Here is a 13,953-nt window from a genome sequence, read left to right as displayed (position 1 = left end):
AGCTGCTTTTCATCAGACGACAATGGCTTTTCATTTCATGACAATTGGCCACTGGCGCGCCCTTCTTCGCAAACCCGGTCAGCGCCATAGCGCAAGTCAATTGATGCGCCACGGCCGGCTGTATGGGCTCTCACACTCAAAACCCGGACACAAAAAACCCCGCACTCTGGCGGGGTTCGCAAACAGCAGGTGACTTACCAGGTACCCGTGCCACAAGGATTTTCTTTTGAAGCATAAGGCTTGGTCAATTTGCTGAAACCCAACTTTCAATCGACTTAAGGCTTGGGATGCTCGCTCGATACTGAATTATTGGCATTCACATCGGCCATTTCTTCATCGACAGGCGCCTCGTCGCCCCCTGGCAGCGGAACCTCAGGTTCATTCTCCTTTGGATCATGGCCTGTTTCGTTATCAGTCCCGCCCGTGACGCCCTGTTGGGATTTGTTTCCTGGGGCATTTTCATCAATGTCCATGCTGGCTCTCCGTTCTGATGCACGGGATGTCGGTGCATGAACATCAGAGAGAAGCCAGGCCTTGCTAGTGCCGGGCACTGGACGAACGGCAGTGTGAACTCGGATACAACAGCAGACCGCCGGCATAACAAGCCCGAAAAGTCATAACCCGACCTTTTCACCTGCGTCTCACGCTATAGAGGCAGAGGTCGACCTTGCACAACGCGTTTCATGACAAGCGTTGAGGTTAACCGTTGAACGGTGGGCCCTGACTCCCATTTCGGAGGCTATGCGCAGCGTTTCCGGTTGATCGAGATAGCCACCCTGGAGGCGCCCCTGAATCGGTCTTTCAGCACCACATCCTTGAAAAATTTTTCTGCGTGCAACTGATCGAAGTCAAACCCGGTCAACGCACAGCGGATACCATAAAACCTGACCTTAACGCTAAGGATTGAGGGCTCTCCATGGACCTCGTACTTAAGCTATTCAATGGCGGAGCCGGCAGTCTGGCTTCCTACTTGGCAGCCCACGTCCTTCTTTGCCTGTTGCCGGCGTTTTTTATCGCCGGGGCCATGACAGCACTTATTCCTAAAGCCAGCATCACTCACTGGCTAGGTCGACATGCACCTGTTTACGTTTCCTACCCTGCGGCGGCACTAGCCGGGTCACTGATTGCCGTCTGCTCATGCACAATTGTTCCTTTGTTCGCGGGCGTTTACCGCAAAGGAGCAGGTATCGGCCCGGCGATCACCTTCCTGTTTTTTGCTCCCGCAGGAAACATCATGGCCTTGGCCTATACCGGCAATATTCTGGGAGCGGAGTTTGCAATCGCCCGTCTGATCCTCTGCCTGATCTTCGGCATCGGTATTGGCTTGCTGATGGCTACCCTATTCTGGAAAGACGACCTGACCCACGACGCACAGGCGGATGCCCTGTTCGCAGAGAAGGCCAGCGTTTCCGGGCCTGCACTGGGCGTACTGCTATCTTTGGTGGCCTTGCTGATTGCGGGCACCTTGAAACTGTGGCCCCTGACCGCAGATCTGATCAGTTTCAAAGTCCCGCTTTTCTGGCCCCAGGCGTGGCAGGAAACCTTGTTTGACTGGGTTCCATACGACGCCAGTAAAGGAGAAGAAGGCGTGAGCTTCCAAGGGTCTGTTCTCATCGCCCTACTCCTGATGATTGCCGCCACGGCCAAACGTGGTCTGGATAACATCACTGAAGGTGCCAACAACTGGACATGGGTTGCGCTGGGGCTGACCGCTAGTACCTTGCTGATCGCGTCAATGCGACTGACGCCAGAACCTGGCACATTAGCCTTTACCTTCACGGGTCGTGTATTCGGTGTCGCATTGACCATGCTGTCTGTTGGGTACTTTGCCCGAAAACTGCCAGCCGAAGACTGGCAAGGCTGGCTATGGGAAGCCTGGCGATTCGTCAAGCAGATATTTGTTGTGCTGGTGGTGGGTGTATTCATTGTCGGCATGGTTCGCCAGGTGATTCAACCCGAGTGGATTGAAAGCCTTGCAGGCAGCAACACAGTGATCGCCAATGCCATAGCGGTAGGGTTCGGCGTGTTCATGTACTTCCCAACCCTGGTAGAAGTGCCCGTCGCCCGCATGTTCCTTGATCTCGGCATGCATCCTGGTCCGCTCTTGGCCTACTTGATGGCGGATCCTGAACTTAGCTTGCAGAGCATGCTCATGGTGGCGGCGGTGATTGGTCGCAAGAAGACCGCAGCCTATGTTGGGTTAGTCGCTTCGTTCAGCATCGTGGCAGGCCTGCTATTTGGTGCCTGGGTCGACGGCACCGGCTGGCTTACCCTTGGTGCAGGAATGGCGGCCTCACTGGCCATAACCGCTGCAATTTACCAGTTGATACGTTATCAGCGTAAACAAACAGCAAGCTGACTTACACACTAAGGAGCTTCCAATGCTGAACATCAAAATCCTCGGTTCAGGGTGCGCCAACTGCAAGAAGCTTGAGGCTGTAGCCCGTCAAGCCACGCAGAATCTAAATATCCAGGCCGAATTCGAAAAGATCACCGACATGGGCAAGATGATGACTTATGACATCCTCGCCACGCCGGCTCTGGTGATCAACGAGAAGGTTGTAAGCAGCGGGAAGATTCCGACTGTTGCGGATATCCAGGGCTGGATTTCGACTGCGCAATGATGCGCTGAAGGAGGATATCCCTCATCCCCCTGGTTATTGCGCCACTCACCTGTAAATCATCTCCCTTCAATCGTCTTGTCCATACCGGACGGACGCTTGGAGGGTGTCTCGCCTTTATCACAAGCGCTCAATGCGAACGCTGCAATCACCACGAAAGACAGTGCGGGGATGTGGATAAATTGCCCATGGCGTACCTCCGACAGCTGCTGATTCAGGCTCTACCCCCCCAAACGCACATAGCGCGAAGAGGCTCATCGGCCTGACAGTTTCATATCGCCTCGGCATGCCTTGGCAGCCCGATAGAAATCAGTGCTGCGAGCAGAACGAATGCGCTCGATATCCACAAGCACGCTTGCAGCCCATACACCTGATAAACCCACCCGGACAGTACTGTACCTATCAGCCTTCCCATCGCATTCGACATGTAATAAAACCCCACATCCAGCGACACGCCATCTTCCTTGGCATAGGACACGATCAAGTAGCTGTGCAGCGACGAATTCACCGCGAACAGCGCACCAAAGACCATCAATCCGCCGAGTAGCATCATCTGCTGCGACAAAGCCGTGTTAAGCCCGAGAGCAATTGCCGCAGGCAAGCCTGCCAGTGCAAGGGCCCACAGAAATGCCGCACGACCATCCGGTACGTGGCCGCGTTTCTTGCCAGTGATGTTGGGCGCAAACGACTGCACGATGCCGTAGCCGATCACCCACGCCGCAAGGAAGCCGCCAACTTTCCAGAAGTCCCAGCCGAACACGCTGCTCAGGTACACCGGCAAGGCCACCACAAACCAGACATCACGGGCTCCGAACAAGAACATCCGCGCCGCCGAGAGGATATTGATCGCCCGACTCTTGGACAGGATGTCGCGAAACTTGGGTTTGGCTTTCGCTTTGCCCAAGTCCTTCTTCAGCAGTATCAAGCTGCTGATCCAGATCAGCGCCAGAACACCCGCCATGGCCAGCAATGCACCTTTGAAGCCGATCAATGCCAGCAAGGCTCCGCCGAGAAAGAAGCCGACCCCCTTGAGTGCGTTCTTCGAGCCGGTGAGGATTGCCACCCACTGGTAGAGCCTGCCCTGCTGCCCGTCAGGAACCAGAAGCTTGATGGAGCTTTTGGCACTCATCTTGTTCAGGTCTTTGGCGATCCCCGACAGCGCCTGTGCGCCCATCACCCACGGGATGGTTAGCCAAGCGACAGGAACCGTCAGCATCAACAGCGCCACGACTTGGATGCCCAGCCCGATGTTCATGGTTCGGTTCAGTCCCAGCCGGGCGCCGAGGTAGCCACCCACCAGGTTGGTGATCACGCCAAAGATTTCGTAGAACAGAAACAACGCCGCGATTTGCAGTGGGCTGTAGCCCAACGCGTGAAAGTGCAACACCACCAACATGCGCAAGGCACCGTCGGTGAGGGTGAAGGCCCAATAGTTGCCCGTGACGAGCAAGTACTGCCGCACTTCCGGAGCGAGGGCTGACAACGCTTTCATGACCGCTCCTTAGTCCGCCAGACTGACCAGTCTGGCCAGTTCGACGGCGCGATTGGCATAGCCCCATTCGTTGTCGTACCAGGCATAGATCTTCACTTGAGTACCATTGATCACCATCGTCGACAGGGCATCGATGATCGATGAACGCGGGTCGGTGCGGTAGTCGATGGACACCAACGGACGCTCCTCAAAACCGAGGATGTCTTTCAGCTCGTTCTCGGAGGCGTCCTTGAGGAGTTGATTCACCTCCTCAACAGTGGTGGCACGCTCGACTTCAAAGACGCAGTCGGTCAGCGACGCGTTGGCCAGCGGCACACGAACGGCATGACCATTCAGGCGTCCGCGCAGTTCCGGGAAGATTTCGGCAATCGCGGTGGCCGAGCCGGTGCTGGTTGGAATCAGGCTCATACCCGAAGCACGCGCACGACGCAGATCCTTGTGCGGTTGATCGAGGATGCTTTGGGTGTTGGTCAGGTCGTGGATGGTGGTGATCGAACCGTGGCGAATGCCCAGTTTCTCGTGGATGACTTTCACCACGGGCGCTAGACAGTTAGTGGTGCACGAAGCGGCGGTAACGATGCGATGTTCAGCCGGTTTGAACAACTGATGGTTGACGCCCATGACGACGTTCAACGCCCCTTTTTCCTTCACGGGAGCGCTGACCACCACGCGCTTGACGCCCTGATCCAGGTAGGCTTGCAACACCGCCACGGTTTTCATCTTGCCGCTGGCCTCGATCACCAGATCGCAACCCGACCAGTCGGTGTCGGCAATCGCTTTGTTAGCTGTCACCTTGATGCGCTTGCCGCCAATCACCACCTGATCGCCTTCCGCGCTGGCTTCGTGGTGCCAACGACCATGCACCGAGTCGAAGTTCAGCAAGTGTGCATGCGTCGCCGCGTCACCCGCTGGATCGTTGATCTGCACGAATTCGAATTCTGGCCAGCCCCAGGCTGCTCGCAGCGCGAGGCGACCGATCCGACCGAAACCATTGATGCCAACTTTGATAGTCATGTTGTTGTGCTCTGTATCTGTTGTCAGTGGGAGTTCGACTGAGTGTCGAACTGGCCGATGTATTCGATATGGGCAGGATGTTGAATGGCGCGTGGACGCAACGACTGAACATCGCGGATGGCATCGCTGAATGGCACATCGCTCTCGATCAACAGTTGAGCGGCGACCAAACCGGTACGACCCGATCCGCCCTTGCAATGGATGGCGATGGTGTCCCCTTCGGTCAGCCGCTGCGGGGTGAAGATCAATTGGCCATTGAACTGTGCCAAGGGAAGTACCGAATAAGGGTGGTGTTGCACGGTGAAAAATCCTCAGATGGAGCGCTGATTGACACGTTTCATGAGTTCTTCCGCCGACTCTTTGCGCTCGGAATAACGATCAACCAGATAGTCCTGACGGTCGCGAAGCAGCAGCGTGAATTTCACCAACTCTTCCATCACATCCACGATGCGGTCGTAGAACGGAGAAGGTTTCATCCGGCCGTTATCGTCGAACTCCATATAGGCCTTTGGCACGGAGGATTGGTTGGGGATGGTGAACATGCGCATCCAACGTCCCAGCACTCGCAGCTGATTGACCACGTTGAACGACTGCGAGCCACCACACACCTGCATGACGGCGAGGGTTTTGCCCTGGGTCGGGCGTACCGCACCCATTGCGAGTGGCACCCAGTCGATCTGCGCCTTGAAGACCGCGCTCATGGAACCGTGACGCTCCGGGGAACACCAGACCTGCCCTTCCGACCACAACATCAGCTCGCGTAACTCCTTCACGCGCGGATGGTTGTCGGGGGCGTCATCTGGCAGCGGCAAACCGGACGGATTGAAAATCCGCGCCTCGGCGCCGAAGTGCTCCAGCAGTCGAGCGGCCTCCTCGACCATCAGGCGACTGAAGGAGCGCTCACGGGTCGATCCGTACAGCAGCAAAATGCGCGGCTTGTGGATGGAGGTCTTCTCGATGCCCAGCTTGTCAGCCGATGGAAGATCAACCAGGTCGGTATCGAGTTGGGGGATGTCGTCTTCAAACATAGTCTTTGTCCTGCGCAACAGCGCTCTTGGAGTCATCGAACCAACGGCCCTTCAACCAGATATCGGCCCAGGAAGGAAAGGCGATTTTTACTCATGGTCATTGTTCCTGTGGTTACAGCATGCCAATCAGGGCCAGTTCTGCCTTGAGCTGTTCGGCACTCAGTCGGGCAAGCGGTAAAGCCAAGAAAGCTTCAATACGGGTTTTGATCTGCTCCAAGGTGGCTTCAAAAGCCGCATCGATCTCTTCTTGCGTCCCGTGGTATTCCGAAGGGTCAGCCAGCCCCCAGTGGGCTTTGGTGGCGGGTCCAAAAAATACCGGGCAAGCTTCACCAGCTGCCTTGTCGCACACCGTGATGACGAAATCAGGTGCCAAATTCACATGGACATCGCTGGACTTACTGAACAGCCCGAGCGTCGACATACCAGCGTTTTCCAAAGTTTTGAGACTCAGCGGATGCACGTCGCCTTTGGGTTGACTGCCCGCGCTGTAGGCTTTCATGCCTTGCGGTGCCAAGTGATTGAAGACCGCTTCACAAAGGATGCTGCGGCAGCTATTGGCCGTGCAGAGGAACAGGATTTTCATCGAGCGATCTCGTAGTCGAAGGCGGAATCAGGCGATTTTGCTTTCACAGCACACGGCTGCCCGCTCAGGACGGTCACCCATTTCATCAAGGCGTTTGGAATCAGGGCTCAACCAGTGCTTGTTGCTTTCCAGCACGGTGGTCAGCACTTGATGAACCCAATCAGGGAGATTCGGGTGCAGTCGGTAATACACCCATTGGCCTTGCCGACGGTCCGACAACAGGCCGCAAGTACGCAGTTGCGCCAGGTGCCTGGAGATTTTTGGCTGACTCTCGTTCAACGCGCAGGTCAGCTCGCAAACACAAAGCTCTCCTTCACGGGTGATGAGCATCATCGTGCGGACCCGAGTGTCGTCAGCAAGGCATTTGAAAACAGTGGTCGGTGTCAGATGGTCAGCCATATCGTTTTCTCAGTGCTTGTTTTTGACCAAGACGAACATCTTGATGCGCTCATGAATTTCGTGAAGGGTGTGACGGAAGGCATCGGGTTTGGTGCTGGTGACTGGGTCTTCAAAACTCCAGGCCAATGCCTCACCCGCTCCAGGTAAAGACCGGCATTGCGCAGCGGATTTATCACACAAGGTGATGACGTAATCGAAACGCTCACCATGGAACTCGTCTATCGACTTGCTACGTAATCCTTCGGTGCTCACACCGATGTGTGAAAGCACCTCGAAGGTGCGCGGATCTACCTGAGTTGGAGTTGTGCCGGCGCTGAACGCCTCGAAATGCTCCGAATCGGTATGCCTCAGCAACGCCTGGGCCAACTGGGAGCGTGCAGCGTTGGCAGTACAGACAAACAGAACACGGGCTTTGCTGGTCATTGTGAAGCCTCAGCTCATATGCGGTTTGACGAATATATGTTTTTCCGTATGTAAGGTAAAGAGCCAACGAACATTAATCCATCAAAACGATTGGACGCCGCCGAGCACCTTCAATGAAAGCTTTGTATCAAGGCGCTAGCCAGCCTTCCGTGCCTCTTAAAATATCTGCGACGATGTATATATGGTTTCTGTAATAAACCTGTCACTCACGCAGAAATAGGTCGCCCTTGGTTCAAGGACTACCTGGATGTGCAAAAGAAAAAAAAAGGTCGCCCCTATACCGCCCCGGTCATCGAGGGCGGGTCAGGTTGCTGCGCACTGGGCTTTGCAACAACCCGGCGAGGTACGCTTTGAGTTGCGGGATCAAGTGCGATACGCAACTCGGCGAGCAGGCTCCTGTCAGGTCGGAATCCAGTCGCCACAATGATTGGGTCCACAGGTGGAAGTATCTGGCCTCCCGCCTTCACAACCAACCCTTGGCCATTGCCTACAACCTGATCGATAGCGATGTTTTTAAACAGCTCGATCACGCCGCCATTCAGCAATTGGCGAGTCTTCAGACCGAGCTTTCCGCGCTCTTCCAATTGATCATTCGCACCACCACCCAGAATGCGCTCAAGAGAACTACCCCGAATCGCCCAGACGACATTTCTTCAATGGGTTTTGCGCATGTTTTTAATGACAACCATGCAACCCGACTGGGAGGCGATCGAACGTGCCTACCAGGCGGGGTTGCTTCCATCCGAACCATCGCTGAGCGCCAAGGCACCTGGATGATGAGAGTTTCAAAGTTACTTCCGGGAAGAAAGGCAAACTTGATGGGTTTTTTTGTGTTCTGCAATCTGGGTCTGTAGCTCTTGTCTTCGGTCCAAACTGTAGTCGTGTGCTCCGGCCCAGCTTGCGTCAGTTTCTAGGCGAAGGACTTCAAACCAGATCGATTCACACTCGTCGTTTTGTACAGATGCAAGCCTGGATCGAGCAGTCGATAATTCTGTGTCATTTTGGCGGTATGCCAAATCCCACGCTTTCAAATCGCCAATAAGCTTTTCTTTGTCTTGCTTGAGCTGAACGATTTGAATCGTTAAATAACTGTTCTCGGCCTCAATGCGACCCATCTCTCTGGATTGTTGCGACGAGTATTGAAGGTATGCGAATGCACCACTTCCGCATCCAATCACAATGGCAACGCCGGTACTTATGATCCATTTTGTAGTGTTGTTCACATTTTATCCTGTGACATAAACGAGAAACCCTATACCGCGATGATCTGCCCCTGCAAGTCAGGGCGGGCAGATTGTTCATCCTGATTTTTAGGCTGGCTGCCGAGAGTGTATAAGAACAAAAACGTGAGCAGACCACAGCCTCCCGCGTCACTGCTTGAGTTATCTGAGCTCTCCAGCTTCGGCATTCGCTCGGCCCCAGCTCCAGAAGTGTGGGATTGGCTCCAAGGCGAAGACGAGCCACGCGTCCTGGATCTTCTGCTCACCCAGGTCCACACGCGAAACTCTACGCTTTGGACGGAAGACCCCAAGCAGCAGATTGCTTACCTGGTGACCAAAAAATGGGCGCGACTCTTAGCAGGCTTCAAACACCGCTGCCGCTGCGGGTGTGTCGTTCGGCCTGAAATCCCCGTCGCCGGAAATCGACGGAGTATTCGCAGACCTTTTGCTCGTCGCGAAGCGGCAGGACATCGAAGCCTATGCGGCAGCCTGGGCAGGTCTCAAGCCCAAGCAGCGTGCGGCTATCGGCCTCGAATGCCACGAAGCGCTCAAGAGTATGGCGGCAACAGTTGATGGCGACTTCACCGAGATGACTGGCACCAGCGATGGCCTGTCTCAGGCCGAGGAAGCGGCGTAGTGAGAGCGGAACTTCAAGGCACTGAGAAGTGGAATGCAGACCGATCTGGCCGAGTAACCGCCAGCCGGTTTAAAGACGTGGTGGCCTGGGGTAAGCCCGACAAAAATGGCAAGCGCGAACCTATGGGCGCGCGCACCTCGTACATGCGTGAACTGTGTTTCGAACGGCTGGCAAAGAAGTCGAAGCACAACGTCAGCAGCGCTTCCATGAAGTGGGGTCACACCGAAGAACAGAAGGCTCAGGACGCCTACGAGATGCTAACCGGCAACATCGTCATGCCGTCAGAATTCATCGTCCACCCGAAGTACGACTGGCTCGGCTGTTCGCCAGACGGCCTGATCAATGATGACGGGGGCACCGAATCGAAGTGCCCCTTCAACGAAGCGATACACGTCAGGACTTGGCTCGAAGGCATGCCCGAGGAACATATGCCGCAGGTCCAAGGCTGCATGTTCGTCACGGGCCGGAAATGGTGGGACTTTCTGTCTTTCGATTCTCGCCAAGATGAAGAGTGTCAGCCCTACATCGAGACGATCCACCGCGACGAAGACTACATCGCCAACCTGCACAAAGAGCTGGTCCAGTTCAACTTGGAGCTGAATCGCATGGTTGATGAGGTCGCGGACAAAGCCAGGGCGCAAGCCCATCGTTTAGGAGCCTGATCATGATCAGCAACCTGAAATACGACATCGAGTTCCGGCGTGAGAAGGCGCTGGAGCTTTCCAGCCAGGTAGAACAACACCTGGCCGCGGGCGGGCGCTTTTCCAGATCCGAGCCCGCCAATATCAATCCGGAGCCGGTTGAGCGCTCCAAAAATATCGACCCCGGAACCATCCTCAAGCGCTGTCGGCCCGCCATCAGTGCTGCTGAGCGCAAGGCACTGCGGAAACTCGCGGAGGCATTATGAGCAAGCGCAAACCGCACAACCTCAAGGCCCGCATCGACCGATCCTGTCGTTCGCTGTTGGTCGCCAACCACGTCGCAGTGGTGAACATCGATCCCAGCGGCCACCAGGGCATGATCAATTACAAGTCGCTCAAGAACATCGCGCCCGGGAAGATTGGCCAGGCCATGTGTGGCATTGCCCACCGCTGGACGATCTACCTGAGCGCTCTTTGTATTGATGTCCGCGGCGACCGCTACAGCAAGTCGATAGAGGTGGCGCCGGACGGCGTCTATCTCTCCGACCACCTGGAGGACGTGATCGAGCATTGCTACAGGCAACTGCGCGACTCGGCCAATCAAAGCCAGATGGTGGCTTCTGGATGGATTGCAATTCCGGAGTCCTTGTCGCTCGACGAAGCTCATGCAGCACGGATTTTTGAAGCGGTTGGAGCCTGGAATCAGGTCAAGGTCGCAGCGTGAGACGGTTCCGCGTTCAGCAACGAAAACGACAAACCTGGCTGGCGATGCCGGCCAGTGGGATAGAGGACATAGGCCATGGCCAAGAGTGGGCGAGAACGATCGGCGAAGGCCGCCGAGAAGCGGATCGAGTACGACGAGAAGGAACTGCGACATCGGGTCAGGCTCGGTACCCGGCAGAAGCTTGACGAACTGATGGCCTGGAACGGCATCGAGGAAATCAACGAGGCGGTGCAGAACCTGATTCTGAACGCGCATGCGCTCGGGCCGACCCTGTCATTCCAAGCAATGGAAAGCCCGCGCCACAAAGTGCAGATAAGCGAAAACGTGGCGCGGATGTTCAGCAATGAGAGTCTGGCCGAGCTTAAACGCGATCCGGGGGACGGGTTAATAAATCCAAATTATTCCTTTCAAGATCTATAAGGTATATCCGATTTAATAATAGAGACATTGTGCATGTCATTCGATTGAAGCAAGGATACTAAAGAGGCCTCAGCGAGTGCTTGGTTTGCGATAGGACCAATGTGTATAGATACGATACTTTCCTGGCTCTTCGCATTTAAGGGTGTAGAAAAAATCTGACCGGCTGGAAAAGGAGTCGAGGATCTTAGAAAATGTAAGCTCTCACACCAACAAAAACTAAGCCCCCGACGTGAACAATCTTACCTTTTCTAGCCCTGATCTTTCCAGCTTTTGCCAACTGAATAACCTCGGCCTGACTGCCACTGGACAACATCTTTGTGCAGAGCGCGCCGTCATCGAATGTCGTTTAACCAAAGCACCCGAGCCATGCCCCAAGTGCGGGGCTGCTGGTGTTTCACGCGGTACTGTCGATAGGCATCTTGCTCACACACCTTACGGACAACGACCAACCAGATTGCTGCTGCGTATCCGTCGCTGGCGTTGTGCTTGCGGCTGTTTCTGGCATGAAGATACAAACAGTGCAGCACCTCCACGTTCAAAGCTTTCATATGGGGCGATACGCTGGGCATTAGCTGCCATCGTGCTGGATCATCTGTCGGTATCTCGTGTTGCGAGCCAGCTTGATGTTGCATGGCACACCGCTAATAATGCCATTATCAACGAAGGACGGCGCCTGCTTTTTAATGACTCGACACGTTTTGACGGTGTGACCGTGCTGGGCGTGGATGAGCATGTTTGGCGACATACACGCTGTGGTGACAAGTACGTCACCATCGTGGTTGACCTTACGCCCGTGCGTAACAAAAACGGGCCGGCCCGCTTGCTCGATGTGCTGGAAGGCCGCTCCAAACAAGCCTTTAAGCAATGGCTACAGAGTCGCCCCAAATCGTGGCGTGACCAGATCGAAAGCATTGCCATGGACGGTTTTACGGGGTTTAAATCTGCAGCGCAAGAAGCCCTGCCTCAAGCCCAAACCGTGCTGGATCCTTTCCATGTCGTGCGCTGGGCAAGCAACATGCTGGATGAATGCCGCCGGCGTGTGCAACACGACATCCTGGGCCGCAGAGGGCGTAAAAATGACCCGCTCTACAAAAGCCGTCGAACGCTACTGACTCGGATCAGCTACCTGTCTGACGCCAACAAAAAGCAACTGTTCCAGCTGTTTGCAGATGAGCACCACCTCGAAGTGGATTGCACCTGGAGCATGTACCAACGGGTGGTCAGCGCCTACAACGAGCCGGATCGAAAACGTGGTAAAAAACTCATGGAAGAGGTCATAAATATCATTACAGCCAGCGACTTGCCCAAAGCGCTCATCGAGGTGAAAGGCTTGGGGGAAACGCTGAAAAAATACGCTGAGAGCATCCTTGCCTACTTCGACCGGCCAGGAACCAGCAACGGTCCAACAGAAGCTATCAACGGGCGACTTGAGCACTTACGAGGTACCGCCTTGGGCTTTAGAAATTTAACCAATTACATAGCCAGGTGCTTGCTGAAGTCAGGAGGGTTTAGAAATCAGCTACACCCTTAAATGCGAAGAGCCACTTTCCTTAGGAACCGTCAATTCCATATATGGCACGAGGTGGTCACCACGCGCTCGATATAAAATCTCATCTGCATGATATCCCGCCTCCACCATTCGAACTTCACTCTCAGCCTGAAAGTATTTATTCTTGAACATACCGGCAGTTTTCATGAAATCTAAAAACTCTTCAAAGTGCACATCAAGAATGTCATCAGGGTCTTCATCAAGACCTATACTCAAACTATCTGAGTGCTTTTCCAGAATAGACTGGGCTTTACCATTTTTCTCATCGTCATTATAAATGCACTCATAAAGATTATATTTGCATTCGAGCTGGGACCTTGAGAACTCTATTGCGAAGCTACCGTACGCCCTCCACTGACTAAGTAAATTAGCAGCCCGACTAAAGGAGCATGTATAAATATTGTGATCAAACTTATTTTCAGCATTAGCGTTAAACGCCCCCTTAATAATCCAAGCGCCCCGTGGCACTTCGACTTCCTTAGATACCAAATCGGCAATAAAGAGATCAAGTTGCGTTGACAATATTCTGTATCCCTCGATCAATTCCTGAGAGTCATTCAGAAATCCTGTATTCGAAAGCCTTAATTTTTTGTTTTTTACAATTGAGGCAATCGCTGCAATATCTGTGTAGTGGTATAACGAATCAGAAGTCACGCAGTTCTCCGAAATGGTCAAAATCAAACCAAGTGCCGTTAGGTAAGTAAACAGCAATACCCCATCCACCCCCAAATTGCCACTATCCGGTCACGGGACGGCGCCTGACTGGATAGCTCAGCGCCGACAGACATGGCTGGATCTACCGGCCCACGGAATTGAAGAGGCAGGCCATGGCCGAGGAACAGCAGGAGCCGACGGCGGAAGCCAAAAAGCAGCGCAAGAAGCGCGAGAAGGCAGCAGCGAAGGACGCTGCATTGGGCGTCGAGAAGTTTACGGTTGAAGTCGCCGGGGTGTTTAAGCCTGACGTGAAGAAGGTCATGAAAGCTCACGGCATCAACAGCCAGCAGGAGGTTCACCAGTTGTTGCTGATGAACCTGATCACGGCCGACTTCGAGACCCAGGCTAAGATGCTCCGTTGTGTCACGACACCTATTGTTGTCAGTGAAAAGGTGTCGCGACAGTTGCGAGCTGCCGGACTGCAGCATTTGGCTAAGCATCCAGGCGAGCCAGATGACGAAATTTTCGAACCTTCGTAATAAGCTCAC

Annotated in this window: 19 protein-coding genes and 1 pseudogene; 11 read left to right on the top strand and 9 right to left on the bottom strand. The window is 54.4% G+C overall.

The window, feature by feature from the left end; genetic code table 11:
• Window positions 1-275: 275 nt before the first annotated feature.
• Window positions 276-473 carry a hypothetical protein gene (locus tag BLU63_RS23065; protein ID WP_083376319.1) on the bottom strand — a complete coding sequence of 66 codons (198 nt, stop codon included), beginning with the start codon at window positions 471-473 and terminating at the stop codon, window positions 276-278.
• 443 nt (window positions 474-916) lie between these two features.
• Between BLU63_RS23065 and BLU63_RS23060 the strand changes: the two genes are divergently transcribed.
• Both BLU63_RS23060 and BLU63_RS23055 read left to right on the top strand, forming a co-directional pair.
• Window positions 917-2,359: a permease gene (locus tag BLU63_RS23060; protein WP_083376318.1), complete on the top strand. Its 1,443-nt coding sequence runs from the start codon at window positions 917-919 to the stop codon at window positions 2,357-2,359.
• Between the two features lie 22 nt (window positions 2,360-2,381).
• Window positions 2,382-2,624, top strand: a complete 243-nt coding sequence (locus BLU63_RS23055) for a thioredoxin family protein (RefSeq protein WP_010455847.1) — start codon at window positions 2,382-2,384, stop codon at window positions 2,622-2,624.
• A 268-nt stretch (window positions 2,625-2,892) separates the two neighbouring features.
• On the opposite strand, the gene arsJ is transcribed toward BLU63_RS23055, so the two are convergent.
• The 7 genes from arsJ to BLU63_RS23020 form a co-directional block, all read right to left on the bottom strand.
• Window positions 2,893-4,113 carry an organoarsenical effux MFS transporter ArsJ gene (gene arsJ, locus BLU63_RS23050; protein ID WP_010455849.1) on the bottom strand — a complete coding sequence of 407 codons (1,221 nt, stop codon included), beginning with the start codon at window positions 4,111-4,113 and terminating at the stop codon, window positions 2,893-2,895.
• 9 nt (window positions 4,114-4,122) lie between these two features.
• Entirely contained in the window at window positions 4,123-5,127 is a 1,005-nt protein-coding gene (locus BLU63_RS23045) for an ArsJ-associated glyceraldehyde-3-phosphate dehydrogenase (protein WP_010455851.1), read from the bottom strand.
• A 23-nt stretch (window positions 5,128-5,150) separates the two neighbouring features.
• Window positions 5,151-5,426 carry a protein-tyrosine phosphatase family protein gene (locus tag BLU63_RS23040; protein ID WP_077748113.1) on the bottom strand — a complete coding sequence of 92 codons (276 nt, stop codon included), beginning with the start codon at window positions 5,424-5,426 and terminating at the stop codon, window positions 5,151-5,153.
• 12 nt (window positions 5,427-5,438) lie between these two features.
• Window positions 5,439-6,155 carry an arsenical resistance protein ArsH gene (arsH, locus tag BLU63_RS23035; RefSeq protein ID WP_010455860.1) on the bottom strand — a complete coding sequence of 239 codons (717 nt, stop codon included), beginning with the start codon at window positions 6,153-6,155 and terminating at the stop codon, window positions 5,439-5,441.
• Window positions 6,156-6,267: 112 nt separating this feature from the next.
• Window positions 6,268-6,738, bottom strand: coding sequence for an arsenate reductase ArsC (locus BLU63_RS23030; RefSeq protein ID WP_010455861.1), 471 nt, complete (start codon window positions 6,736-6,738; stop codon window positions 6,268-6,270).
• Between the two features lie 27 nt (window positions 6,739-6,765).
• Window positions 6,766-7,137: a metalloregulator ArsR/SmtB family transcription factor gene (locus tag BLU63_RS23025; protein WP_083376317.1), complete on the bottom strand. Its 372-nt coding sequence runs from the start codon at window positions 7,135-7,137 to the stop codon at window positions 6,766-6,768.
• A gap of 9 nt (window positions 7,138-7,146) precedes the next feature.
• Complete coding sequence (locus BLU63_RS23020; RefSeq protein WP_083376316.1) at window positions 7,147-7,560, bottom strand: arsenate reductase ArsC; 414 nt, start codon at window positions 7,558-7,560, stop codon at window positions 7,147-7,149.
• Between the two features lie 476 nt (window positions 7,561-8,036).
• Between BLU63_RS23020 and BLU63_RS32855 the strand changes: the two genes are divergently transcribed.
• The 8 genes and pseudogenes from BLU63_RS32855 (at window position 8,037) to BLU63_RS22980 (ending at window position 12,733) form a co-directional block, all read left to right on the top strand.
• The gene (locus BLU63_RS32855; RefSeq protein WP_156877439.1) at window positions 8,037-8,414 is read left to right on the top strand and encodes a hypothetical protein; all 378 of its coding nucleotides are present in this window, start codon (window positions 8,037-8,039) and stop codon (window positions 8,412-8,414) included.
• Between the two features lie 492 nt (window positions 8,415-8,906).
• Window positions 8,907-9,134, top strand: a pseudogene (locus BLU63_RS33410) (recombinase RecT); the annotation flags it as partial.
• A 34-nt stretch (window positions 9,135-9,168) separates the two neighbouring features.
• A complete protein-coding gene (locus tag BLU63_RS33405) occupies window positions 9,169-9,417 on the top strand; it encodes a hypothetical protein (RefSeq protein WP_010455865.1) in 249 nt (82 codons plus the stop codon).
• On the top strand, window positions 9,417-10,079 hold the full coding sequence (locus BLU63_RS23000) for a lambda exonuclease family protein (protein ID WP_083376315.1): 663 nt from the start codon (window positions 9,417-9,419) through the stop codon (window positions 10,077-10,079). The genes BLU63_RS33405 and BLU63_RS23000 overlap by 1 nt, the downstream gene beginning before the upstream one ends.
• 2 nt (window positions 10,080-10,081) lie before the next feature.
• Entirely contained in the window at window positions 10,082-10,324 is a 243-nt protein-coding gene (locus tag BLU63_RS22995; RefSeq protein ID WP_083376314.1) for a hypothetical protein, read from the top strand.
• On the top strand, window positions 10,321-10,782 hold the full coding sequence (locus BLU63_RS22990) for a hypothetical protein (protein WP_083376313.1): 462 nt from the start codon (window positions 10,321-10,323) through the stop codon (window positions 10,780-10,782). The genes BLU63_RS22995 and BLU63_RS22990 overlap by 4 nt, the downstream gene beginning before the upstream one ends.
• A gap of 75 nt (window positions 10,783-10,857) precedes the next feature.
• Window positions 10,858-11,202, top strand: coding sequence for a hypothetical protein (locus BLU63_RS22985; protein WP_083376312.1), 345 nt, complete (start codon window positions 10,858-10,860; stop codon window positions 11,200-11,202).
• 229 nt (window positions 11,203-11,431) lie between these two features.
• On the top strand, window positions 11,432-12,733 hold the full coding sequence (locus BLU63_RS22980; protein ID WP_011920678.1) for an ISL3-like element IS1411 family transposase: 1,302 nt from the start codon (window positions 11,432-11,434) through the stop codon (window positions 12,731-12,733).
• Here BLU63_RS22980 and BLU63_RS22975 read toward each other — a convergent pair.
• The gene (locus BLU63_RS22975) at window positions 12,722-13,405 is read right to left on the bottom strand and encodes a DUF2971 domain-containing protein (RefSeq protein WP_146381596.1); all 684 of its coding nucleotides are present in this window, start codon (window positions 13,403-13,405) and stop codon (window positions 12,722-12,724) included. The two genes, BLU63_RS22980 and BLU63_RS22975, sit on opposite strands and share 12 nt — an antisense overlap.
• 173 nt (window positions 13,406-13,578) lie before the next feature.
• Between BLU63_RS22975 and BLU63_RS22970 the strand changes: the two genes are divergently transcribed.
• Entirely contained in the window at window positions 13,579-13,944 is a 366-nt protein-coding gene (locus tag BLU63_RS22970; protein ID WP_083376310.1) for a hypothetical protein, read from the top strand.
• Window positions 13,945-13,953: the final 9 nt, after the last annotated feature.

The sequence above is a fragment of the Pseudomonas mandelii genome (assembly GCF_900106065.1).
In the GTDB taxonomy this organism is placed as follows: domain Bacteria; phylum Pseudomonadota; class Gammaproteobacteria; order Pseudomonadales; family Pseudomonadaceae; genus Aquipseudomonas; species Aquipseudomonas mandelii.
Note: the sequence above shows the minus strand (reverse complement) of the source record. Positions and strands in the feature narration are given on the sequence as shown.

Excerpts from the sequence above, each read along its gene's own strand:
- BLU63_RS23060 (WP_083376318.1), top strand. The coding sequence starts at position 917 with ATGGACCTCGTACTTAAGCTATTCAATGGCGGAGCCGGCAGTCTGGCT.
- BLU63_RS23030 (WP_010455861.1), bottom strand. The coding sequence starts at position 6,738 with ATGAAAATCCTGTTCCTCTGCACGGCCAATAGCTGCCGCAGCATCCTT.
- arsH (WP_010455860.1), bottom strand. The coding sequence starts at position 6,155 with ATGTTTGAAGACGACATCCCCCAACTCGATACCGACCTGGTTGATCTT.
- BLU63_RS23045 (WP_010455851.1), bottom strand. The coding sequence starts at position 5,127 with ATGACTATCAAAGTTGGCATCAATGGTTTCGGTCGGATCGGTCGCCTC.
- BLU63_RS22985 (WP_083376312.1), top strand. The coding sequence starts at position 10,858 with ATGGCCAAGAGTGGGCGAGAACGATCGGCGAAGGCCGCCGAGAAGCGG.
- BLU63_RS22995 (WP_083376314.1), top strand. The coding sequence starts at position 10,082 with ATGATCAGCAACCTGAAATACGACATCGAGTTCCGGCGTGAGAAGGCG.
- BLU63_RS23025 (WP_083376317.1), bottom strand. The coding sequence starts at position 7,137 with ATGGCTGACCATCTGACACCGACCACTGTTTTCAAATGCCTTGCTGAC.
- BLU63_RS23065 (WP_083376319.1), bottom strand. The coding sequence starts at position 473 with ATGGACATTGATGAAAATGCCCCAGGAAACAAATCCCAACAGGGCGTC.
- BLU63_RS23020 (WP_083376316.1), bottom strand. The coding sequence starts at position 7,560 with ATGACCAGCAAAGCCCGTGTTCTGTTTGTCTGTACTGCCAACGCTGCA.
- BLU63_RS23055 (WP_010455847.1), top strand. The coding sequence starts at position 2,382 with ATGCTGAACATCAAAATCCTCGGTTCAGGGTGCGCCAACTGCAAGAAG.
- BLU63_RS22990 (WP_083376313.1), top strand. The coding sequence starts at position 10,321 with ATGAGCAAGCGCAAACCGCACAACCTCAAGGCCCGCATCGACCGATCC.
- BLU63_RS22970 (WP_083376310.1), top strand. The coding sequence starts at position 13,579 with ATGGCCGAGGAACAGCAGGAGCCGACGGCGGAAGCCAAAAAGCAGCGC.
- arsJ (WP_010455849.1), bottom strand. The coding sequence starts at position 4,113 with ATGAAAGCGTTGTCAGCCCTCGCTCCGGAAGTGCGGCAGTACTTGCTC.